We start from the raw sequence: 22,207 nt of genomic DNA on the forward strand, positions 1-22,207 counted from the left end.
GCACGCCGGGGAGTCTTTGCATGCACCACGTTTTCGTACCCAGAGCGCTTGCGCTCAGCCTGGCGCTGGCCGCCGCCGGCTCGGCCCAGGCCGCGCTGCTTACCATCGCCCAGCCGGCCGACATTCGCTCGACCAACCCCGGCGTCAACCGCGACAACACCACCGACGGCGTGGTGCTCAACATTGTCGAAGGCCTGGTCGGCTACCGCGAAAACGGCACGGTGGGCCCTTTGCTGGCCAAATCGGTGGACCTGTCGGAAGACGGTCTGACCTATACCTTCAAGCTGCGTGAAGGCGTCAAGTTCCACAACGGCGCCGCGCTGACCTCGGCCGACGTGATCTGGAACTGGCAACGCTACATGGATCCGAAGACGGATTGGCGTTGCCGCAGCGACTTCGATGGCCGTAACGGCCTGAAGGTGACGGACGTGTCCGCGCCCGATGCGCAGACGGTGGTGATGAAGGTGGACCGCAAGTCCGCCGTGTTCCTGGATTCGCTGGCCCGCACCGACTGCGGCATGACAGCCATCATCTCCAAGGATTCGGTTGCGGCGGATGGTTCCTGGATCAAGCCGGTGGGCACCGGTCCGTACATGTTCAAGGACTGGAAGCGGGGCGAATACACGCTGCTGTCGGCTTTCAAGGACTACGTTTCGCCCGCTGGCGACAAGCCGGATGGCTACGTGGGTTCCAAGCGCCCGCTGGTGGAAGAGGTCAAGTTCCTGGTGGTGCCGGATCCGTCGACCTCCAAGGCGGGCCTGTTGTCGGGCGCCATCGACGCCGCCCAGATCACCAATACCGACGTCGGCGAACTCAGGAATGCCAAGAACCTCACCGTGTTCAGCCCGCATGACGCCGTCAAGCACGTGCTGTTGTTCCAGACCGAGGATCCGGTGCTGAAGAACGTGAAGGTCCGCCAGGCCATCGCCGCGTCGCTGGACATTCCGCAGGTCGTGGCCGCGGCCTCCGAAGGCCTGGGTCAACTGAACAACTCCGCCGTTTACGCGGGTTCCGCCTATTACAAGGACGCCGAAAAGCGCGGCTACAAGTACGATCCAGCCCGGGCGCAGCAATTGCTGAAGGAGGCCGGCTACAAGGGCGAGCCCGTTGTCATCTACGCCAACAAGCGTGCCCATGTGCCCAGCTATCAGGTGGCGGTGATCGCGCAAGCCATGATGCAGTCCGTGGGCATCAACGCCAGGATCGAGGTCCTGGAGTGGGCCACGCAGCTGGACCGCTACAACACGGGCAAATACCAGATCAGCTCGTTTTCGTTCTCGTCGCGCCTGGACCCGTCGCTGAGCTTTGAGCAGTTCTCGGGCGACAAAGCCAAGCAGCCCCGCAAGGTCTGGGATGACCCCGCGGCGCAGAAGTTGATCGATGAGAGTTTCCTGGAATCCGATCCGGCCAGGCGGCAGGCACTGTTCGATCAGCTGCACGCCCTGATGCTGGAGCAGACGCCCATGCTGATGCTGTACAACGGCGCCGACGCCTGGGCGTCCAGCAAGCGCGTGGATGGATTCTCGGTTTGGGAAGGCAAGCCGCGCGCCTGGGAGACCAAGGTCCGGGACGGCAAGTAATCCCGCTCAGGCAGGGCCGCCAGCGCGGCCCGCTACCTGCCTTCAGTCGAGTTTTACACCCGCCTGCTTGATCACCGTGGCCCAGTCCCGGACTTCATTGCCCAGGAATGCGCCCAGCTCGGCCTGGGTGGATGGAGCCAGAATCAGGCCTTCATCGGCAAAGCGCTTGCGCAGATCGGGATTGGTCAGCACTTTCTCCAGCGCCGGGTGCAGGCGCTGGACCACTTCCGCAGGCACGCCCGCAGGCGCCATCAGGCTGTACCAGGTGGTGGCCTCCAGTCCCTTCACGCCTTGCGAGGCCGCGGTCGATACGTCGGGCAGGGCGGGCGACTTTTCGGCGCCCGTCACCGCCGCGGCGCCGACCCGGCCGCCCTTGTACTGCGGCAGCATTTCCACCACCTGGGTCACGCCCATGCTCAATTCGCCCGAGGCCACGGCCAGCAGCACCGGCGCGCTGCCCTTGTAAGGCACGTGCACCAGCTTGCCGCCCGTGGCCAGGTTCAGCACTTCGCCCGTCAGGTGAGTGATGCTGCCGGCGCCCGAAGATCCGAAGGTCAGCTTGCCGGGTTCCTTGTTCGCCAGGGCGATCAGGTCCGGCAGGTTCTTCGCGGGCAGGCCGGGATTGATGGCGAACACCAGCGGGCTCTTGCCCACCAGCGTGATGGGGGTGAAATCCTTCACCGGATCGTAGTTCAGGTTCGGATACAGGCTGGGCGCGATCGCCAGCGTGGATACGTTGCCCAGCAGCAGCGTATAGCCGTCCGGCTCTGCCCGGGCCACGGCGTTGGTGCCAATGGTGCCGCCCGCGCCGGCGCGATTTTCCACGATGACCTGCTTGCCCAACGTATCGTTCAACTGTTGCGACAACGCGCGCGCCAGCGTATCGGCCGCCCCTCCGGGCGGGAAGGGCACGACGATGCGGATGGGCTTGCTGGGGTAGGCCTCGGCCAGCGCGGCCGCCGGGCTCAGGCCCAGCGCGAGCAACCCGGCCATGGCCGTGGCCAGCAGGCCGCGGCGATTGATTTTCTGGTACTTCGACATGCTGCTCTCCTGATGAGAAAACGTGGGCGATGCAGAAAACAAATCAGCGCGCGGCGCCTTGGGCGGCAGGGTGGTTCGCATGCCAGTGGCGCGCGATGTCGGCGCGCCGGCACACCCAGACGTCGTCGTGAGCGGACACATGGTCCAGGAAGCGCGCCAGGCCCGCCGCGCGGCCCGGCTGGCCGACCAGTCGCAGATGCAGGCCCACGGACATCATCTTGGGCGCGGTGGCGCCCTCTTCGTACAGCATGTCGAAGGCGTCGCGCAGGTACTCGAACAGGTCCTGTCCCGTGGCCATGCCGCCGCGTATGAATTTGGCGTCGTTGTTGGCCAGTCCGTAAGGCACCAGCAGGTGGGGTTTGCCGCCTACCTCGGTCCAATAGGGCAGCTCGTCGTTGTAGGTATCGGAGTCGTAGAGGAAACCGCCTTCCTCGGCCAGCAGGGCGCGGGTGTTCAGACTGGGACCGTAGCGGCAGTACCAACCCAACGGGCGCGAGCCCACCGTGCGGGTGATTGATTCCACGGTGCGGCGGATGCGTTCGCGTTCCTCTTCCAATGTCAGGTTCTGATGGCGTTCCCAGCGCCAGCCATGCGCGCATACGTCATAGCCGGCCGACTTGATCGCTTCACAGACGGCCGGATTGCGTTCCAGCGCCAGGCCACATCCCAGAATGGTGGCCGTCATGCCGCGTTCCCTTAGCAGCCGGTGCACGCGCCAGAAGCCGATCCGGCTGCCATACTCGAACATCGATTCGGCCGCCAGGTCGCGTCCCGTGAAGCCGCCCGCGCCGCCTTCGGTCAGGCCGGTCTCGGATTCAGCGTCGCCGTCCGGCACCGAAGGCTCGCCGCCTTCCTCGTAGTTGATGCACAGGTTCAGCGCCAGGCGCGCGCCGCCCGGCCACTTGGGATCGGGCGGGGTGGCGCCATAGCCGACGAAGTCGCGGCGCAAATGCGGATGATCGGTAGTCATAGCAGGCTGGTCATCGGTGAGAAATCAATCGGAAAGCGAGACCACGGCGTGCGGAGCCGGCGCCTGCCAGAACTCATCGTCATCGCCGCGACCGGTCTGGCCCATCAAAACCAGGAATTCCGCCGGCCCCTGCAGCACGGTCAGGCCGTGATGCCAGGCGCCGACGCGGTAGCACACGCCCTGGCTGCCGGTTGCCAGAAAGGCCTCCAGCCGCGCCATGTCGGGCAGGCCGTCGGCACCGGTTGGCGCCACCACGACCAGATAGGGCGACGCTGTCAGCGGCACGAAGCTCTGCGCCGCATGGCGGTGGCGTTCCATCAGCCGGATCTCGATCGGCCCCGCAGGCGCGGCCTGCACCCGGCTGACCCAGCCCGCCTGCCGAACCACTTCGGGTCCATGCCGCATGGGTTCGGTCAGATAGTGGCGGCGTTCCGCGCCCTGGTGTGCAATCACCTCGCCGTACGGCGCGAAGGCCTCGGGCGTGAGTGGCCGAGGGCGGATCACGCGCGGACAATCCTTCATGTCACGCGCCATGGTTCAGATATCCCAGCGAATTCACATAGCTGCGCCGCACGTTCTCCAGATGCGCCGCCATCGCTTGCCGCGCTCGGGAGGATTCGCCAGACAGCAGCGCTTCCACGATCGCCAGATGTTCTTCCCGCGCCTGTACCTGCCGTTGCGGCAAGCGCTCCACGTCGCACATCCGCACCTGCCGCCGCGCCGCAGTGATCATCGTCGCCAGATTCCGGTTGCCGCAGTACGCCGCCACCAGATCGTGCAGTGCGTTATCGACCTCCCAATCCGACTTCTCGTCCGGGGTCTTCGCATCCAGCAAGGCCTGCAGCCGCGCCCGCAGGCCTTCCAACGGCTCCGCCGGAATCCGCCCGGTCGCCATCGCCGCCGCCTCGCTTTCCAACAGGCTGCGGATCTGCAGCAGCTCCAGCAGATCCGTCACGCCAAACGAGCGCACCACGATGGACCCATTGGACAGCCGCTCCAGCATCCCTTCGCCCAGCAACCGGTTCATGGCTGCCCGCAACGGCGTGCGCGATACCTCCAGCTCATCCGCCAGCCGGCGTTCCTCCAACACTTCCCCCGCCGGAATCCGGCGTGAAACGATCTGGTCCAGCAGGGTCTGATAGGTGCGTTGCGTAGCGTTCATGTGTGTTGCAGCGTAAGAAAAAGGCGCGAACGACAGAGACTCCAAATTGCCGTGCCGCGCAATGGAAGAGAAGGTACCCCGCTGGTATCCCAAAGAGATACCAGTAGTATCCCTAATAGGCAGGCGTGATGCTGCCAGCCAATCAGAGAGGAGTGAGACGGGGAGAAGAAGAAAAAACGGAGGGAAAACTGCGGGGAGGGAAAACTGCGAGTAGAGGAACAACAACCCCCGCCAGCGCGCAAGCAAGCTCGATGCGCCCGAGGGAATCTGAAGGAGTCGCCGAAGGCGGCGACGAAGATGACGAAGGGGGGAGTCCGGAGCGAACGCTCCGGACCGCAATCGCGGGCGCGAGCAGCCTCAAGGCCCGCGCCGCCGGGCGCCTACGAAGACAACACCGGCACCAACAAAAACAACAAAAACAACATCAAGGAGCCACCACCCGCTCCACCTCCCACGCCCGCGGCTTCTTGACCGCCCAAGGCTGATACCCCCTGATATCCGACCGATAAGCCCCGATATCCAGCCCGTTATACAAAGGGATGCTAGGCACATCCGCCAGGAACAGCTTGTGCAGCTGATCAAACGAAGCTTGCCGCTTCGCATGATCCGTATCCGACGATGCCGCTTCGATCAGCTTCACGGCTTCCGGGTTGTCCCAGACTTTGCGCGGCTGCTTTGCCTTGTCCCCGGTGACCATCTCGTAGTTCAGCGCCGCATCCAGCCGCGCCGAGTACGGGAACGTCATCATCTGATAAGTACCCGCGTTGTAACGATCCAGCTGCGTCGCCCATTCCACCACGGACAATTGCGCCTTGATGCCCACCGCCTGCAGCATCGCCTGGATGATGACGGCCGAGTTATACGATTGCGGATAGCGCTTGGTGGTCAGGATCGTCAGCTCCTGCCCTTTGTAGCCGGCCTCGCCCAGCAGCTTCTGCGCCAGCGCCGGGTCGTAGTTCCAGCCCTGTTTTTGCGCTGCATCGTGATAAGGCGAGACCAGCGGCACGATGGAGTTGTTGGGCTGGGCCAGGCCTTCGGTCACTGCCGCGGCCAGCTGCGCATAATCGATGGCATGCGCCAGCGCCTGGCGCATCTTGGCGTTCGACAGGACCGGGTCCTTGGTCTGTATCAGCAGCGCGGTCATGCTCATTACCGGCGCATGCGCCACTTTGACATTGGGCGTGCCTTGCAGCACCGGCACGTCGCTATTGGATACGTCCTCGATGATGTCGATGTTGCCGCGTTGCAAGGCTGCCTTGGCGGTGGAATCGTCCGGCACGATCAGGAAACGCACCTCGTCCACCAGCGGCCGCTTCGAACCCGTATAGCCGTCGCGTTTGCCGTCCAGGTTGGAATAGCCCGCGAACCTGGTCAGGCGCACGTACTCGCCGCGTTTCCATTCCGCCAGCTCGAAGGGGCCCGTGCCGACGGGTTTGTCCCAAGTGCCGTCCGCGCGCACCGAATCCTTGGACAGGATCCCCGTGCCGCCGCAGTCGGCGCGAGCCAGCGTCGCCAGGAACAGGCTGCTGGGCTTTTCGATGTGGTAGACAACGGTCTGCGCATCGGGCGTCTCAACACCCGTTACCTTGACCGTGCCGCGTCCATCGAATTCGCTGGCGCAGCGCCAGCCCGAATTGGCCGCGGTGTAGTGCTGCCAGGTCCAAAGCACGTCGGCCGATGTCATCGGCTTGCCGTTATGGAACTTGATGCCTTCGCGCAGCTTGAAGGTATAGGTCTTGCCGTCGGCGCTGATGTCCACCGACTTGGCCAGCAGGGGGCGCACTTCCGCGTCCTCGCCATAGGCCACCAGTCCTTCCACGATGTGCAGCACTACCGCGTCGCTGTTGCTGTCGCGGTTGACGCCGGGCTCGGTGGAGCGGATGTCGGCCGTGAACGAAATGCGCAGCGGCGGGGCGGATTGCGCCCACGCCGTGCCCGCCATGGCGCCCAGCGCCAGCGTAACCGCGGCGCCCAACAGATGTTTTTTCATCGATACGTCTTCCTGGATAGCGTTGGCGCGCGCCGCTTCAGGCGGCAGCCAGCAGTTCGGGTTCCGCGTTCAGGTTGTAGCGGGTGAAGCTGCGATTCAGCGCCGGCAGGGGCGCGACTTCCATCAGCCCGGCCTCCGGCTCCATGATGACCATCGCGACCGTGGCGGACAGGTTGTCATGGCTGCCAGGACGCGGCGGACGGCAGACGGAGTAGGGCGAGCCGAAGTCGTCGAACAAGGCGCGCTTGAGGTCTTCGCGCGTCAGCTTGGTCTGCTCGTTCAGCAACCGGCGCACGCGCCAATCGCGATAGGCGCTTTCCGGTGTGCTGGCGCGGCCCGTATCGCGCAGCTTCGTCAGGGCTACTTCGCTGACCCAATGGTTGGCGTGGACGATCAGGTCATCGCTGCCTGGATAGATGGGGAAGGCTTCGTCGGTGGTGCACTCATAGTCCACGCCGAAGCCCGCGGCCATGCCGATCATGATGTTGTTGGAGCAGGACTTGGGCGTGGTCGCGACTGCCTTGATGGCTAGCGCAAAATGTTCCTGTTCCAGCACCTTGCGGCGGATCAGCGACAGCGGCACGCCCAACTGGCGGAAATCGCGGTCGGATTCCAGGTAGTTGGCGGTAATGGAGACGCCGGCGCTGTTCAGGCCGCTGCGCGCCAGGCCGCCCGCTTCGACGAAGGTGAGGATGTCCGGGCCGTTGTCGTTGCGCACCCGCAGCACGATGGCAGTCTCGGCGCATTCCGCGCGCCAATCCCAGTTCTGCCCATGGATCAGGCGGCCGTTGGCGGAGCGCGTCGGCAGGATCAGCGCGCCGGTGCAGCCGTCTCCGGGCTCCAGTTCGGCGGCTTTTTTCTTCTCGGCGCGAGCCTTGGCGATGACTTCGGTGCGGGCGTTGACCATCACGATGTCTTCGAAGGACACATCCGCGCCGGCGGCGATGCCGCGCATTTCTTCCAGGTAATGCGGCGCGAAGTTTTCGATCTCGCGGGCGAAGCCGTTGATGAGCGCGGTGCGCGCCATGGCGTCATAGCCCAGGTCGACCAGCGTTTGGCCATACATCCTGGCGCTCTTGCGCACGCGGTCCGCGGCTTGCTGGCCATACGAGCGGCCGCGGGCTTCGGGCGCGCCCGAAACCGATACGAAGGGAAATTGGGTGATCTGGGTCATGGACATGGGCCGGCGCCGGGCGCCGTGCAATCGGTGGGTGAAAATCTGAATCGGAAATTCCGTGGCGAAAAAATGTTAGCTTATTTTGGCGCCAATATTGCTCAGGGTTTACCAGTGCAGTGGGACTGCCGCCTTGGGTTCAGCGCGCTGGCGCGTGGGCGGCGGCCAGTTCCGAGCAGGTTTTGAACGCGGCGCCCGCGGCACGAAAGCGCTCCAGCAACTGTTCCACCTTTTGCAGCCGCGCGGCGCGCCCGACGCCGTTGTCCGCGCGCGGGTGCAGGGTCAGGCAGGCATAGCCTTCGGCGGCAAGCAGCGCATCGCCCTGTTCCACCCAGTGCGCGTAGGCGCGGTCCTGGGTGACGCGGCGGCTGAAGTGCGTCGCGTCGCACAGGCCTTCGCTCCAAGGCAGTTCCACCATGCCGGCGCCGCCGTCCGCGTCCAGCGCATAAGGAGCGTCGTCGTCGATCGCGCTGCTGTCGTAGCGATAGCCAAGTTGGCGCAGCAGGGGCACGGTGTTGGCGCTGAACGCGCCAGGGTAGCGGAAGCCTTGCGGCGCTGAGCCTATCAGCTCCGCCAATCGGTCCCGCGCCCGTTCCAGCACCTCGCCTTCGCGCGCGCCCAACGAAGGCAGGTCTTCGAAAGCATTGCCTTGTGACGCGGCCTCGTGGCCGTCGTGCAGGCTTTGTTCCAAGAGATCGCGGCAGCGTTCGGCTTCGAACACCGGCCAGAACAGCGTCGCGCGGATGCCTTGGCGCCGCAGCATGTCCAGCAAGCGAGCCAGTCCGCCGCCATAGGTGTAGCGGCCATGCGCGTCGCGGCCGTGCAGCGAGGTTTCGGGTTGGGTCGCGGCTTCGGGGCCGATGCCCTGCACGTTGATGGTGACCAGTACGGTTTTGTCGGCGCTCATGCGCTTCTCCAGGCGTCGGGACGGGCAAGGCAGTGACGCGCCAATGCTTCCAGCGTCATGACGTGCACATCGGGCTGGGCGGCCACATAGGCAAGAAAGCGGTCCAGTGCGGCGGCGCGGGCGGGTGTGCCGGAACCGCCGGCGGCCTTGGGGTGCACGGTCAGGTGTACATAGCCTTCGGCCTGGCGCAGCGCCTCGAACTCCTGCACCCAGTTGTCATAGGCTTCAGCTGCCAGGCTGTGGCCCGAGAAATAGAAGGGGTAATCGTCCAGCGACACGGTGTTGTTGGGCAGCATGACGAAATCCGCCATGTCCGCGGGCACGTAGGGACGGTCCTGGTCTTTTTCGCTGGCGTCGTAGCAGTACCCCAGTCTCCGCAGCGCGGGCAGGGTGCGATGGCTCTTGCGGCCGGAGGGCGAACACCAGCCTGCCGGCGTCACACCCAGCTCGCGTTGGATGATGCGGTGGGTCTTTTCCAGCAGGGCCGGCTCGTCCTCGCCCAGATCCCAGGCTTCGTGCAGATAGCCGTGCGCCGCGATCTCATGGCCTGCGTCCAGGATGTCGTGGAAGGTGGCGGGGTAGTGCTCGACGTCGTAGCCGCAGGCAAAGAATGTAGCTGGCATGCCGTGGCGCGCCAGGATTTCCAGATGCCTGGGGACGCCGCGCCGGACCGCATAGCGGCCAGCGGTATGCGGTCCGGCCGGGAACTGCTTGCGGCCGACCTCCACAGCCGGGCCGTCCACGTGTACGGTGACGCAAACCACCGCGCGCACCGTGGCAGCGCCCGGGGCGCGCAGACCTTGCGCGCGCAGCTCGCCGTCCAGCGGCAGCCAGGGGTTGGCTTGCGCGTCCAGCGGGACGCCATAGGGTATTCGTTGCATCAGGTGGCCTTGATGTTCGCGTTCTTGATCAGCGCGCGCCACTTCTCGCTTTCTGTGGCGACGAACCGGCCCAGCTCTTGAGGCGTGCTGCCATGCAGTTCCAGCCCGTTCTTGGTCAGTTGCGCCATGGCCGGCTGCTTGAGCGCGCTTTGCACGGCGCCATTGAGCGTCTGGATGACGGAAGCGGGTGTGCCAGCGGGCACGAATACGCCGTTCCAGCCTATGGCCTGATACCCGGGGAAGCCCGACTCCGCGACGGTCGGCACGTCGGGCAGGGCCTGTGCGCGCTGGGCTGACGTGACCGCCAGCGGCCGCGATTTGCCGCCCTGGATGAATTGCTGCTGGTTGACCACCACGTCCATCAGGATGGGGAATTGTCCGCCCAGGAAGTCATTGACCGCCGCCGCCGCGCCCTTGTAAGGCACGCCGGGCAGGTCCAGGCCCGCCGTCGCCTTGAGCAGTTCCATGGCCAGGTGCGCGGAGCTGCCGTTCTGCGTAATGCCGTAGAAGTACTTGCCCGGATTGGCCTTGATGATGCTCACCAGCTCCTGCAGGGTGCGGGCGGGAAACGACGGATGCACCACCAGCACGTTGTTGTAGTAGCAGACCATGGATACCGGCTCGAAATCCCTGACGGGGTCGTAGCCGATGTTTTCGTACAGGCTCTGGTTCACCGTGTGAGTGCCGGTGGATCCGAGGGCGATGGTGTAGCCGTCCGGCGCGGACCTTGCTGCTTGCTGAGTGCCGATGTTGCCCGCGGCGCCGCCTTTGTTGATGACCACCACGCTTTGCTTGAGCGCTTCGCCGATGCCTTGGGCCAGGGGCCGCGCCACCAGGTCGGTGCCGCCGCCGGCCGGGAAGGGCACGATGAACTGCAGGGCGCGTTCGGCCGGATAACCGGTTGCCCAGGCGCGGCCAGGACGGGTCAGGGCCGCGGCGGCCAGCGTGGCGGCCGATGCGCCCAGGAAATGCCGGCGACTGACGCCGCTTTTGGTACTGAATGACTGTTTCATGGATGTTCCCCTCGGTGTTATTGCCCGTTCAAGCCGTTTTTCCTATCAAGCAGGTAGGTTCGTGAATATCATTATTCGATAAAAAATTAATTTATCCAATTATTTTTTATCTATAAATGATAAAAATACAGAAAATGATAGGTGTGGACTTGTAGGTTTGCGAGGGGCGATAGCCTTGCTCAATGATGCCTGCGGGAGTCCCCGGACCCGTGTGATACGCTGCGCCCGATCCCGCGTTGTTCCCGACCACGACCGCCATGTCCACCCTGAAGCGAGCCCTCGCGATTCTTGACCTCTTCAGCCTCGAAACCCCGGTGTTGTCGGCGGAAGAAATCATTTCGCGCCTGTCGTATTCGGCGCCTACGGGCTATCGCTACATCCGCGACCTGACGGACCTGGGGTATCTGCTGCGCGTGACGGGCGAGGGCTACAAGCTGGGGCCACGCATCATCGAACTGGACCACCTCATCATCGACGGCGATCCGGTGCTGGGCGTGGCGCGGCCGATCATGCGCGAGGTGGTGGACCAGGTGGGCGGGGACGTGCTGCTCAGCGTGATCCACGGCCTGCGCATTCTCAACATCCACCACGAGCGCGGGCCGGACGAACTGGGCATTCCGCACGGCCGCGGGCGCGCCCATCCTCTGTTTCGCGGCGCCACGGCCAAGACCATCGTGGCCTTCCTGCCGCGCAAGGATCAGCGCCGCCTGTACGACGCGCATGCAGACGAAATCCGCGACCTCGGCCTGGGCGGGACGCAGGCCGAGTTCACCGGCTATCTGGACAGGATCCGGGTACAGGGGTTCTATCTTGGGGTAGGCGAGATATCGCCGGAGCGGGCGGGCATCGCGGTGCCGGTGTTCCAGGAAGACCGTCGCGTATTCGGCGCGTTGACCGTCACCTTTCTTGCCACCCGGCTCAACACCATCGCGCAGGACAAGACCGCGTCCCTGCTGCAGTCTGCCGCCCGCCGCATCGAATCCCTGGCGCTGGCTACCCGCATGAAGGAACTGGCCCCCGCGCCATGAGCGCGAAGGCTTGCTCGCCAGGCCGTCATCGTCACAGCCGCGCGCGGCCCCGCGCGTCTATTGCAGTGCCGCGTCTGCCGGTGATCCCATCGCCTGGAACAGCGCGGCCGTTTCCGTCAGGCGGGCGCTGGCGTATTCGATCTCGCGCAAGCGCGCCGCCACGTAGTGCTGTTCGGCCGCATACTCGGTATAGGGTGCCAGTGCGCCCAGCCGTACGCGGCTGGCGGTGTTGCGGTAGGACTGCTCCGCGGCGCGGCGCGAGGCTTCGGCCGAGGCCAACGCCTGCCCGTCGGCGTCCAGTCGCGATAGCGTGTCGGCCACATCACGAAAGGCTGTCAGCACGGTCTGCTTGTATTGCAGCAAGGCGGCCTCGTAGCGCTCCTTGGCCGCGTCACGTTCAGCCAGCAACGCCCCGCCATGGAAAATGGGTTGCGTGAGCGATGCGCCGATCGCCCAGATGGCACCTGCGCCAGACATTGCCGCCGGCCAGTTGAAACCGCCCTTGCCCATGGACGCGGACAGCGACAGGCTGGGAAACAGCTGCGCGGTGGCGACGCCCACGTCGGCCGCGGCGGCCTGGACCACCGCGTCGGCGAACAAGATGTCCGGACGCGCGGCCAGCAGTTCGGACGGCACCACCACCGGTACCTGCTCGGGCACGGCCAACAGGCTGAAAGCCAGGTCGGCCGGCGCCTGATCGGGATTGCGGCCCAACAGCACCGCCAGCGCATGCCGCGTGGCATGCCAGCGGGCGCGCAGGCCCGGCAGGGACGCTTCCAGCGTGGCGGCGTCCTGGTCCGCGTCCAGGGCATCGTTCTGCGATGCCGAACCCAGTTCGTAGCGGCGCTGCGTATCGCGCGCCACCTGCCGCGCCAGCACCACCTGCTTTTCAGTCAGCGCGACGCGCTCCGCCAACGCGGCGGCCGTGATGGCTCCTGTCACGATATTGCTGGCCAGCGAACGGCGCGCTGATTCCAGCTGGAAGGCCTGTTGCTCGACCTGCGCCGCCAGCGAGTCGTTGGCGAAGCGCGCCGCGCCAAACAGGTCCAGGTCGTACTTGGCGTGGATCTGGCCGGTGAACACGTTGTATTGCGCGGTCGGTTCGGGCAGGTTCGGCATGGTCAGCGCGCGCCGGCGGGAGACATCCGCGCCCGCATCCACCGAAGGCAGCAAGGACGAATTCACCTGGCCGCGCAGTTGCTCGCGCGCGCCTGCCAGGTTGCGTTCGGCGGCCGCCAGGTCCGGACTGTTGGCCAGGCCTTCGGCCACCAGCGCGTTCAGGGCGTCCGAGCCATAGCGCTTCCACCATTGCGGCACGGGCCGTGCGCCTTGTTCGAAGCGCTGCGCCACGCCTTGGGCGTTGGCGCTCGCGGCGGGCGTGGCTTCCACGCCATATTGCGCCGGTGGCGCGACGGCAGGCGGCTTGCTGCTGGGCGCGAAGGCGCAGGCGCCCAGCGCCAGCGTCAACGGCAGGACGGCCAGGTGTCGTGGAAATCTGCGCATCGTCATGCTCCCCTTTCCGCCGTGTCGCCGGCGTTGGCGCCAGGCGGCACGCCTTCGGGCTCGTCGCGTTCGTCGTGGCGGACGCGGAACCACGCCGCGTATAGCGCTGGCAGGAAGAACAGCGTCAGCACGGTGGCAATCGTGATGCCGCCCATGAGGGCGGTGGCCATGGGGCCGAAGAAGTTGCTGCGCAAGAGCGGAATCAGGGCCAGTACGGCGGCGGCGGCGGTCAAGGTGATCGGCCGGAAGCGCCGCACGGTGGCGCCGACGATGGCGTCCACGCGCTTGTGGCCGGCGCCGATGTCCTGCTCGATCTGATCCACCAGAATGACAGAGTTGCGCATGATGATGCCGAACATCGCGATCACGCCCAGCATGGCGACGAAGCCGAATGGCTTGCCGAACAGCAGCAATGCGGCAACCACGCCGATCAATCCCAGCGGCGCGGTCAGCACGACCATCAGCACGCGGGCGAAGCTCTGCAGCTGCAGCATAAGCAGGGTCAGCACGGCGACGGCCATCAGCGGCATCTGGGCATTGATGGAGGACTGCCCCTTGGCGCTTTCCTCGACCGGACCGCCCACGTCAATGCGATAGCCGACCGGTAATCCGCTGCGCAATGTGTTGAGCTTGGCGTCGATGGCGCGGGTCACGTCTATGCCCTGCGCGCCGGCGGCGACGTCCGCCTGCACCGTAATGGTGGGCTGGCGGTCGCGTTCCCAGATGACCCCGTACTCCAGCCCGTAGCGCAGGTGGCCCAGGCTGCCCAGCGGCACCGCGCCGTTGGGCGTGGGCATGGCCAGGGTGGTCAGGCGCGCGGGGTCGATCCGCTCTTCCTGCGGCGCGCGCAGGCTGACGGTGATGAGCTTGTCGCGTTCGCGGTATTGCGTGACGGCATAGCCCGACAGCGTCATGGCGAGGAAATCCGACACGTCACTGGCACTGACACCCAGTTCGCGCGCCTTCTGCTGGTCGATCTCAAAACGCACCGAGCGTTCGGAGGGTTCGTCCCAGTCGAACTGCACATTGGTCGAGCGGGGATCGGCGCGTACTTCGGCCGCCACTTGCTCGGCCACGGCCCGCACGTCCGCAATCTTGTCGCCGCTGACGCGGAATTGCACCTGGAAGCCCACCGGTGGACCGTTCTCCAGGCGGGACAGGCGGCTGCGGATGGCCGGGAACTGCTCGCGCAGCACGGGTTGCAGCCATTGGGCAAGCTTCTCGCGGTCTTCGACGGAATGCGTGGTGATGACCAATTGGGCGAAGTTCGGCGTGGCCAGCTGCTGGTCCAGCGGCAGGTAGAAGCGCGGCGCGCCCGTGCCGACGAAGCTGACCGAATGATCGATCTCGGGGCGGCCCTCCAAGACCTTTTCCAGGCGTTCGACCTGGCGCAGCGTGGCCGCGAACGAGGCGCCTTCCTGCAGGCGCACGTCCACCAAAAGTTCGCTGCGGTCGGAGCTGGGGAAGAACTGCTGGGGCACGAAGCGGAAGCAGGCCATGGACACCACGAATACCAGCACCGTGCCACCCAGCACCAGGTAGCGGCGGTCCACGCACCAGCCCACCCAGCCGCGCAAGCGCTGGTAGAAGCGGGTGTCGTAGATGTCGTGCTCGTGGTCGTCCGGCAGATGCGCTTCGCGCTTGCGCTCGGGCAGCATGCGGTAGCCCAGCAGCGGAATCAGCACGACGGCGGCGAACCACGAGGTGATCAGTGCGATGGCGGACACCTGGAAGATGGAACGCGTGTACTCGCCGGTGCTGGACTTGGCCAGCGCGATAGGCAGAAAGCCCGCCACCGTGACCAGGGTGCCCGTCAGCATGGGAAAGGCGGTGCTGGTATAGGCAAACGCGGCGGCCCGCGCGCGGCTCCAGCCCTGTTCCAGCTTCACGGCCATCATTTCCACGGCGATGATGGCGTCGTCCACCAGCAGGCCCAACGCCAGCACCAGCGTGCCCAGGGATACCTTGTGCAGCCCGATGCCGAACATGTCCATGAACAGCGCCGTGACTGCCAGCACCACCGGTATCGAAATGACCACCACCATGCCGGTACGCAAGCCCAGCGACACCAGGCTCACGGCCAGCACGATGGCGACTGCCTCGGCCACGGATCGCAGGAAGTCGTCCACCGAGTGCGATACGGCCTTCGGCATGCTGGAGACTTCTTTCAGCATTAGACCGGCGGGTAGCTGGGCCTTGAGCTCATCGAACTTGGCGCCCAGCGCGCGGCCCAGGTGCACGACATCGCGCCCCGGCTGCATCGTGATGCCTATGCCCAGCACGGGGCCGCCACCCGGGCGCATCTGTTCGACGGTCGGGTCCTGGTAGCCGCGGCGGATGGTGGCGATATCGCCCAGCCGGATCGATTTGCCGTTGATCCGGATCAATGTGTCCGCCAGGGCCTGGCTGTTGGCGTACTGGCCGGTAGGCCGTACGAAGATGCGGTCGTCGGCGGTCGTCAACGTGCCTGCGTTGGCTACCGCGTTCTGCCCATTGATGGCTTGCGCGATCTGCTGCGGAGACACGCCCAGCCGAGTCAGCTGAGTGTTGGAAATGTCGATGTAGATATGCTCGGGCTGATCCCCGAAGTAATCCACCTTGGCCACGCCCGGTACGCGCAGCAGCACGGTGCGCAGGCGGTCGGCATAGTCGCGCAGCTGGGCGGGCGAAAACCCGTCGCCTTGCAGGGTGTAGATGTTGGTGTAGACGTCGCCGAACTCGTCATTGAAGAACGGGCCTTGCACGCCCGGGGGCAGGGTGGCCGAAATGTCGCCGACCTTCTTGCGCACCTGGTACCACTGCTCGGCCACGGTGCTGGCGGGCGCGGAGTCCTTCATGGTGTAGAAAATCAGGGATTCGCCGGGCCGCGAATAACTGCGCATGAAGTCCGTGTTGGGGGCTTCCTGCAGCTTCTTGGCGATGCGGTCGGTGACCTGTTCCTGCACCTGTTGCGCGGTGGCGCCAGGCCAGAGCGTCTTGATGACCATGACGCGGAAGGTGAAGGGCGGATCTTCGGACTGCGCCAGTTTCGAGTAGGACAGCACGCCGAATAGCGTGATCAGCGTGATGATGAAAATGACCAGCGGCTGGTGCCGCAGCGCCCAGGCCGACAGGTTGAATCGGCCTTCCTCGTCGCGGCGTCCCTGGGCCACGGCATCCGGTTGCACGCCATTCATGAGGCAAAGTCCTCGGGATGCAACGGCGGCACGGCGCGGACTTTTTCACCCGCGGCCACCGCATGCACGCCCTGCCACACCACGCGCTCGCCAGCCTGCAGGCCTTTGGACAGGGTGACGGTGCGGGCGTCGTAGCGCAGCACTTCGACCCGGCGCAATTCCAGCGTGTCGTCGCCTGCCTTGACGATCCACACCGCGGGGGCGGATCCGTCGTGGAACAGCGCGGTCGCGGGCACGGTATAGGTGGCCAGGCCTTCGCCGGAACGGTTGTCGAAGCTGATGTTGGCCGTCATGCCCAGGCGCACATCCGGCGTGGGGGCTTCCAGCGTGAGCTTGGCGCGGTAGGTGCGGCTTTGCGGATCCGCGGCAGGCGCAATCTCGCGCAGCACCGCGGCAAACGTCTGGCCGGGCAGGGGGCCGAGGCTGACGCTGGCGCGCTGGCCGATGGACAGCCCCGCAAGCACGCTTTCCGGAACGTCGCAGATCGCGTCGATGTCGCCGGACCAGGCCAGACTGTAGACCGGCTCGCCCGCGGCCACGTTCTGTCCGGTGTCCGCCTGTTCGGCGGTGATGACACCGGCATGGTCAGCCTGCAAAGCGGTGTACTTCAGCTGGTCGGCCGCCAGCGCCGCCTGTTGTTGCGCCTGGTCGCGTTGCGCCAGCGCCGCGGCGTAGGCGTTGCGCGTCTGCTCCAGCTGGGTCGCCGCGATCAGGTTTTCGCGGGCCTGGGCGCGATCGCGGTCCAGTTGCTGACGCGCGTAGTCCAGCTGGTGCTGGGCGGCCGTCAACTGCGCGCGGGCGCTTGCCGCGTTTTTGGCGGCGTCGGCCGGATCCAGTCGCGCAACGATCTGGCCGGGGGCGACGGCATCGCCCAGCCGGACCTGGCGTTCGATGATCTTGCCGCTCACCCGGAATGACAGCGGGGTGCTGTAGCGCGCCTGCACTTCGCCAGGCAACGTCCAGGCCGGCAGGCGTTCGTCCGCATGGGCCGGCATGGCGACCACGGGCCGCGGCGCGGGCGGCGGCGGCTCGTTGCGGCCGCAGCCTGCGATCAGCAACGCAATGGCCGCGGTAGCCGACAGCGACAGCAGGCGCGGCCAGCGGACCAGGCGGGGGGGGAGCGGGGGCGGTGCCTCGGGGGCAGTCGCGCCGGGGCGCGCGGCAAGGCGCGCGCAAGGGCCAGGGCAATTCACGTAACACCTCGCGGCGCGAGAAATCGGGAACAAGGGCCGATTCCGGCCCGATACGGCATGGATTCTAATACAGTCATGAATCCAGATTCAATATTGAATCTGAAATGGCCGCCAGTGCTAAACTCCCGCCATGTCAAAAGTCCGCCTTACGCGAGAGCAGAGCCGTGATCAGACGCGTCAGCGTCTGCTCGACGCTGCGCAATCGATTTTTCTTGCCAAGGGGTTTGTGGCCACCAGCGTGGAGGACATCGCCGAGCAGGCTGGGTATACGCGTGGGGCCTTCTATTCCAACTTCACCAGCAAGTCCGAACTCTTCCTGCAGTTGCTCAGGCGCGATCACGAAAGCGTGATGAGCGACATGCGCGCCATTTTCGAGGACGGCGAATCGCGTCCGCAGATGGAAGCCCGCGTGCTGGAGTACTACTCCACGCACTACCGCGAGAACGACTGCTTCCTGTTGTGGATGGAAGCCAAGCTCCAGGCGGCCCGCGATCCCGATTTCCGGGTGGGTTTCACCGCCTGTATGCGGGAACTGCGCGAAGCCACCACGGAATACATCCGCCAGTTCTCGGCACGCGTCGGTACGCCGCTACGCATGCCGCCGGAACAGCTGGCGCTGGGCCTGCTGGCCCTGTCGGATGGCATGCAGTTCAGCTATGCCTTCGACCCGCAGGCCGTCACGCCCGAAATGACCGAGGCCGTGCTGGCCGGTTTCTTCCGCAGCGTGGTCTTTGGCGAATCCAGCCCGCAGTAGCGTGGCCGGACGGCAGCCTCAGGCCAGCAGTTCCGAGATTTCGATGAGGTTCAGGTCCGGGTCGCGCAGGTAGACCGAGCGGATCTTGCCGGTGGCGCCAGTGCGCGGCACCGGGCCTTCGATGATCTGGGCGCCCTCGCGGGCAAGCTGGGCGATCACCTCGTCCAGCGGCCTGTCGGCAATGAAGCACAGGTCCAGCGCGCCCGGCACGGGCAGGTGGGCCTTGGGTTCGAACTCGCGGCCACGGACGTGCAGATTAATCTTCTGGTTGCCAAAGCGCAGCGCCTGGCGGCCTTCGCCAAAGGTTTCCAGGCGCATGCCCAGGATCCGGGTGTAGAAGTCCACCGTGGCGTCGGGGTCGGTGCAGGTCAGGACCAGATGGTCCAGGTGATCGATCATGGGATATCTCTCCTGAGGCCGGCCCGGTTTGAGGTTTCAGATTGTCAGACGGCCTTGCGCCGTGATAGTAATACTTGCGGCGCGCGGCCGGACTGAGGGGGGCGCTCGCTGGATTTTCCAACCCTCGGGCGAAAGGAGCTGCTGCATGACTTCAGAAACCCGATCATCCACCATCAATCGCCCCGTGTTCTTTCCCGCGGCCGTGTTCACGCTGCTGCTGGTCGGATTCGCCATCCTGGCGCCCAAGGCGGCGCAAAGCCTGTTTGAATCCGTGCAGGGCTGGATATTGGGCAACGCCAGTTGGTTCTACATCCTGGTCGTAGCCATCATTCTGATCGCGGTGGTGTTCCTGGCGGTCAGCCGCTACGGCGACATCAAGCTCGGGCCGGACCACAGCGAACCCGACTACCGCAACTTCACCTGGTTCGCGATGCTGTTCTCGGCAGGCATGGGTATCGGCCTGATGTTCTTCGGCGTGGCCGAGCCCGTGATGCACTTCATATCGCCGCCCGTGGGCGAAGGAGGCACGGCCGTCGCAGCCCGCGAAGCGATGAAGATCACGTTCTTCCATTGGGGGCTGCACGCCTGGGCCATCTACGCAGTGGTGGCGCTGATCCTGGCATTTTTCAGTTACCGGCACGGTTTGCCGCTGACCTTGCGCTCGGCGCTGTATCCCTTGATCGGCAACCGCATCCACGGTCCCATCGGACATGCGGTGGACATCTTCGCCATTATCGGCACGGTTCTGGGTGTGGCCACTTCCCTGGGCCTGGGCGTGGCGCAGATCAACAGCGGTTTGAACCACCTGTTCGGCACGCCGGTGGGCGTGACCACGCAAATTATCCTGGTCATCGTGACTTGCGGCCTGGCGACCCTGTCGGTGGCCAGCGGCCTGGACAAGGGCATCCGCATCCTGTCGGAGACCAATCTGGTGCTGGCCGCGGTGCTGCTGCTGTTCGTGCTGGTGGTCGGCCCCACGGTGTTCCTGTTCCAGACCTTCGTGCAGAACACCGGCGCCTACCTGTCGGACATCGTCAACAAGACCTTCAACCTGTACGCCTACGAACCTACCGACTGGATCGGTGGCTGGACCTTGTTTTACTGGGGCTGGTGGATCGCGTGGTCGCCCTTCGTCGGCCTGTTCATCGCGCGCATCTCGCGCGGCCGCACCATTCGCGAATTCGTCACCGGGGTGCTGCTGGTGCCGGCCGGCTTCACCTTGTTCTGGATGACGGTGTTCGGCGATACCGCCATTCACATGATCCTGGTCGACAAGGTGCAGGGCCTGGCCGAAGTGGTGCAGGCCGATTCTTCCTTGGCGCTGTTCGCCTTTCTTGAGCAATTGCCCTGGAGCGGGGTGTTGTCCGTCGTCGCCATCGCGATGGTGGCGGTGTTCTTCGTCACCTCGGCCGACTCGGGCGCGCTGGTGGTCGACCTGCTGGCGTCCGGCGGCTCGGATCGCACGCCCGTGTGGCAACGCATCTTCTGGTCGGTGCTGATGGGCGCGGTGGCGATCGCGCTGCTGCTGGCCGACGGCCTGACCGCCTTGCAGACCGCCACCATCGCCAGCGCGCTGCCATTCTCCATCATCCTTCTGCTGTCCCTGTGGGGCCTCTTCAAGGCGCTGAAGCTGGACGCGACCAAGCGTGGCATCCGCTACCAGTCGCTGACGTTGTCGCGTCCCGCGCGTGGCGGGCAGTCCTGGGAGCGGCGCTTGCGCAACATGGTCATGATGCCGCGCCGCGCCCATGTGCAGCGCTTCATCGGAGACGTGGTGCGCCCCGCGCTCGAAGACGTGGCGGACGAATTGCGCAAGCAGGGCTATCAAGTGGACGTGCGCGAACACGGCAACGACGAAGGCGTGATCATGGAGGTTTCGCATGGCGAGCATCTGGATTTTTCCTATGCCGTGCAGCCGGAAGCCTTCGTGCGTCCCAGCCTCACCCCCGAGGAAGCGGCGGACGAGGATGAACGCAAGTACTTCCGCGCCGAGGTCCACCTGCGGGAAGGCGGGCAAGACTACGACATCATGGGCTGGAGCCGCGATGCCGTGATCGGCGACATCCTGGACCAATACGAGCGCCACCGCCATTACCTGCATATGGTGCGGACCTGACCGCGCCGCGCCCCATGACACCGCCAGCTCGCTGGCGGTTTTTTTTTGCCCATACGCGTTGCAGGGGCTTGCGGGTCATAGTTCGCCGCTATGCCAGGGATTGGATTAACCCTTTTGACGAAATGCCCGATATCGTGGATTATCCAAGAACATTCTTTGATAAATAGCGAGTCAATCATGAAGGCGAATTCAGGAGCGTGGGCCGCGGGGGCCTTGGCGCTGGCGGTAGCGCTGGTGGGCGGCGGGCTGTACTGGAAGTACGGGGGCGCGCAGCAGAAGGGCGGCTGGGCCATGGCGCCTGCCAAAGTCGCGGTGGCCACGGCCCGCCTGGCGGACTTCCCCGTGACCCTGAGCGGCATCGGCTCGCTGGAAGCGGCGCGCCAGGTGCAGGTGGCGGCCGAAGTGGACGGCCGGGTCGATCGGATCCTGTTCGCGTCTGGCGCGCAGGTCAAGGCCGGCCAGTTGCTGGTGCAGTTGAACGATGCCCCCGAGCAAGGCGAGTTGGCGCGCCTGCAGGCGCAGGCGCGCAACGCGCGCGCCTTGCTGGACCGCACGCGTCGCCTGTTGCCGCAGCAGGCCGCCACGCGTGAACAGCTGGACCAGGCCCAGGCCGACTACGACCAGGCTGCGGGCGACATCAAGCGGGTGCAGGCATTGATCGAACAAAAGCGCGTCAAGGCGCCGTTTGACGGCGTGCTGGGCGTGCGGCGCGTGAATCTGGGCCAATTCGCCCGCGCCGGCGATCCGCTGGTGTCGCTGACCGACGCTTCCTCCATGTACGCAAACATCATCCTGCCCGAACAGGCCATGGGCACGCTGCGCATTGGGCAACCGGTAGCGGTCATGGTGGATGCCCACGCGGGACGCGTCTTCGAAGGCAGCGTCAGCACCGTGGAGCCGCAGGTGGATGCGGGGTCGCGTACCGTGCGGGTGCAGGCGACCCTGCCCAACCCCGACGGCGCCTTGGCGGCAGGTATGTACGCCCAGGGCCAGATCGGCCTGCCCGCGCGTCCCGACGTGATCACCGTGCCCGAAACGGCGGTCAGCTATAGCGCTTATGGCGATTCCGTCTACGTGCTGAATCCGCCCAAGGCGGGCGAGCAAGCGTCCGCGCCGACCGTGCGGCAGGCCTACGTGAAGACGGCGGAGCGGGTACGCGGCCGTGTCGTCGTGACCGAAGGATTGCAAGCGGGCGATCAGGTGGTGACGTCGGGCCAACTGCGCCTGCACAACGGCGCGGCGGTGGAGGTCAGCGCCGAGGACACCGTGGCGCTGGATGCCGCGAAGCAAACCTTGGCCCAGATCCGGTGAGATCGCGGA

General features: G+C 65.6%; 18 protein-coding genes. 5 read left to right on the forward strand and 13 right to left on the reverse strand.

The genetic code is table 11. The features are described from left to right. The first annotated feature begins 20 nt into the window (after positions 1–20). Positions 21–1,580 carry an ABC transporter substrate-binding protein gene (locus VCS63_RS09285; protein WP_042796749.1) on the forward strand — a complete coding sequence of 520 codons (1,560 nt, stop codon included), beginning with the start codon at positions 21–23 and terminating at the stop codon, positions 1,578–1,580. A 42-nt stretch (positions 1,581–1,622) separates the two neighbouring features. Here VCS63_RS09285 and VCS63_RS09290 read toward each other — a convergent pair whose 3' ends face one another. The 9 genes from VCS63_RS09290 to VCS63_RS09330 form a co-directional block, all read right to left on the reverse strand. Further along, on the reverse strand, positions 1,623–2,621 hold the full coding sequence (locus VCS63_RS09290; protein ID WP_323879410.1) for a tripartite tricarboxylate transporter substrate binding protein: 999 nt from the start codon (positions 2,619–2,621) through the stop codon (positions 1,623–1,625). A 43-nt stretch (positions 2,622–2,664) separates the two neighbouring features. Beyond that, entirely contained in the window at positions 2,665–3,591 is a 927-nt protein-coding gene (locus VCS63_RS09295) for an allantoinase PuuE (protein WP_063642063.1), read from the reverse strand. A gap of 24 nt (positions 3,592–3,615) precedes the next feature. Further along, entirely contained in the window at positions 3,616–4,113 is a 498-nt protein-coding gene (locus VCS63_RS09300) for an ureidoglycolate lyase (protein WP_323879413.1), read from the reverse strand. A gap of 1 nt (position 4,114) precedes the next feature. Beyond that, on the reverse strand, positions 4,115–4,753 hold the full coding sequence (locus VCS63_RS09305; RefSeq protein ID WP_063961072.1) for a GntR family transcriptional regulator: 639 nt from the start codon (positions 4,751–4,753) through the stop codon (positions 4,115–4,117). Positions 4,754–5,177: 424 nt separating this feature from the next. Beyond that, positions 5,178–6,743 carry an ABC transporter substrate-binding protein gene (locus VCS63_RS09310; protein ID WP_323879416.1) on the reverse strand — a complete coding sequence of 522 codons (1,566 nt, stop codon included), beginning with the start codon at positions 6,741–6,743 and terminating at the stop codon, positions 5,178–5,180. Positions 6,744–6,780: 37 nt separating this feature from the next. After that, entirely contained in the window at positions 6,781–7,917 is a 1,137-nt protein-coding gene (locus VCS63_RS09315) for a C45 family peptidase (protein WP_323879605.1), read from the reverse strand. 139 nt (positions 7,918–8,056) lie between these two features. Continuing rightward, positions 8,057–8,824 carry a polysaccharide deacetylase family protein gene (locus VCS63_RS09320; RefSeq protein ID WP_076815866.1) on the reverse strand — a complete coding sequence of 256 codons (768 nt, stop codon included), beginning with the start codon at positions 8,822–8,824 and terminating at the stop codon, positions 8,057–8,059. Further along, positions 8,821–9,705 (reverse strand): polysaccharide deacetylase family protein, encoded by an 885-nt coding sequence (locus VCS63_RS09325; protein WP_323879419.1) that lies wholly within the window; start codon positions 9,703–9,705, stop codon positions 8,821–8,823. The genes VCS63_RS09320 and VCS63_RS09325 overlap by 4 nt, the downstream gene beginning before the upstream one ends. After that, positions 9,705–10,718, reverse strand: coding sequence for a tripartite tricarboxylate transporter substrate binding protein (locus VCS63_RS09330; RefSeq protein ID WP_323879420.1), 1,014 nt, complete (start codon positions 10,716–10,718; stop codon positions 9,705–9,707). Before VCS63_RS09330 ends, VCS63_RS09325 begins: the two co-directional genes overlap by 1 nt. Positions 10,719–10,975: 257 nt before the next feature. On the opposite strand from VCS63_RS09330, the gene VCS63_RS09335 reads away from it, so the two are divergent. After that, positions 10,976–11,746, forward strand: coding sequence for an IclR family transcriptional regulator (locus tag VCS63_RS09335; protein ID WP_063642325.1), 771 nt, complete (start codon positions 10,976–10,978; stop codon positions 11,744–11,746). 57 nt (positions 11,747–11,803) lie between these two features. On the opposite strand, the gene VCS63_RS09340 is transcribed toward VCS63_RS09335, so the two are convergent. The 3 genes from VCS63_RS09340 to VCS63_RS09350 are packed head-to-tail and all read right to left on the reverse strand — an operon-like array spanning position 11,804 to position 17,618. Then, entirely contained in the window at positions 11,804–13,255 is a 1,452-nt protein-coding gene (locus tag VCS63_RS09340; RefSeq protein ID WP_076815860.1) for an efflux transporter outer membrane subunit, read from the reverse strand. Continuing rightward, positions 13,252–16,425, reverse strand: a complete 3,174-nt coding sequence (locus VCS63_RS09345) for an efflux RND transporter permease subunit (protein ID WP_323879423.1) — start codon at positions 16,423–16,425, stop codon at positions 13,252–13,254. Before VCS63_RS09345 ends, VCS63_RS09340 begins: the two co-directional genes overlap by 4 nt. After that, positions 16,422–17,618: an efflux RND transporter periplasmic adaptor subunit gene (locus VCS63_RS09350; RefSeq protein WP_416379183.1), complete on the reverse strand. Its 1,197-nt coding sequence runs from the start codon at positions 17,616–17,618 to the stop codon at positions 16,422–16,424. Before VCS63_RS09350 ends, VCS63_RS09345 begins: the two co-directional genes overlap by 4 nt. A gap of 130 nt (positions 17,619–17,748) precedes the next feature. On the opposite strand from VCS63_RS09350, the gene VCS63_RS09355 reads away from it, so the two are divergent. Continuing rightward, positions 17,749–18,372 carry a TetR/AcrR family transcriptional regulator gene (locus VCS63_RS09355; protein WP_063642057.1) on the forward strand — a complete coding sequence of 208 codons (624 nt, stop codon included), beginning with the start codon at positions 17,749–17,751 and terminating at the stop codon, positions 18,370–18,372. Positions 18,373–18,390: 18 nt separating this feature from the next. On the opposite strand, the gene VCS63_RS09360 is transcribed toward VCS63_RS09355, so the two are convergent. After that, on the reverse strand, positions 18,391–18,771 hold the full coding sequence (locus VCS63_RS09360) for a VOC family protein (protein WP_042796763.1): 381 nt from the start codon (positions 18,769–18,771) through the stop codon (positions 18,391–18,393). A gap of 145 nt (positions 18,772–18,916) precedes the next feature. On the opposite strand from VCS63_RS09360, the gene VCS63_RS09365 reads away from it, so the two are divergent. Both VCS63_RS09365 and VCS63_RS09370 read left to right on the forward strand, forming a co-directional pair. After that, positions 18,917–20,887 (forward strand): BCCT family transporter, encoded by a 1,971-nt coding sequence (locus VCS63_RS09365; protein ID WP_042796764.1) that lies wholly within the window; start codon positions 18,917–18,919, stop codon positions 20,885–20,887. Positions 20,888–21,064: 177 nt separating this feature from the next. Then, positions 21,065–22,198, forward strand: a complete 1,134-nt coding sequence (locus VCS63_RS09370; RefSeq protein WP_323879427.1) for an efflux RND transporter periplasmic adaptor subunit — start codon at positions 21,065–21,067, stop codon at positions 22,196–22,198. Positions 22,199–22,207 lie beyond the last annotated feature (9 nt).

This window comes from Achromobacter sp. D10, assembly GCF_035282245.1.
Lineage (GTDB): Bacteria > Pseudomonadota > Gammaproteobacteria > Burkholderiales > Burkholderiaceae_B > Achromobacter > Achromobacter insolitus.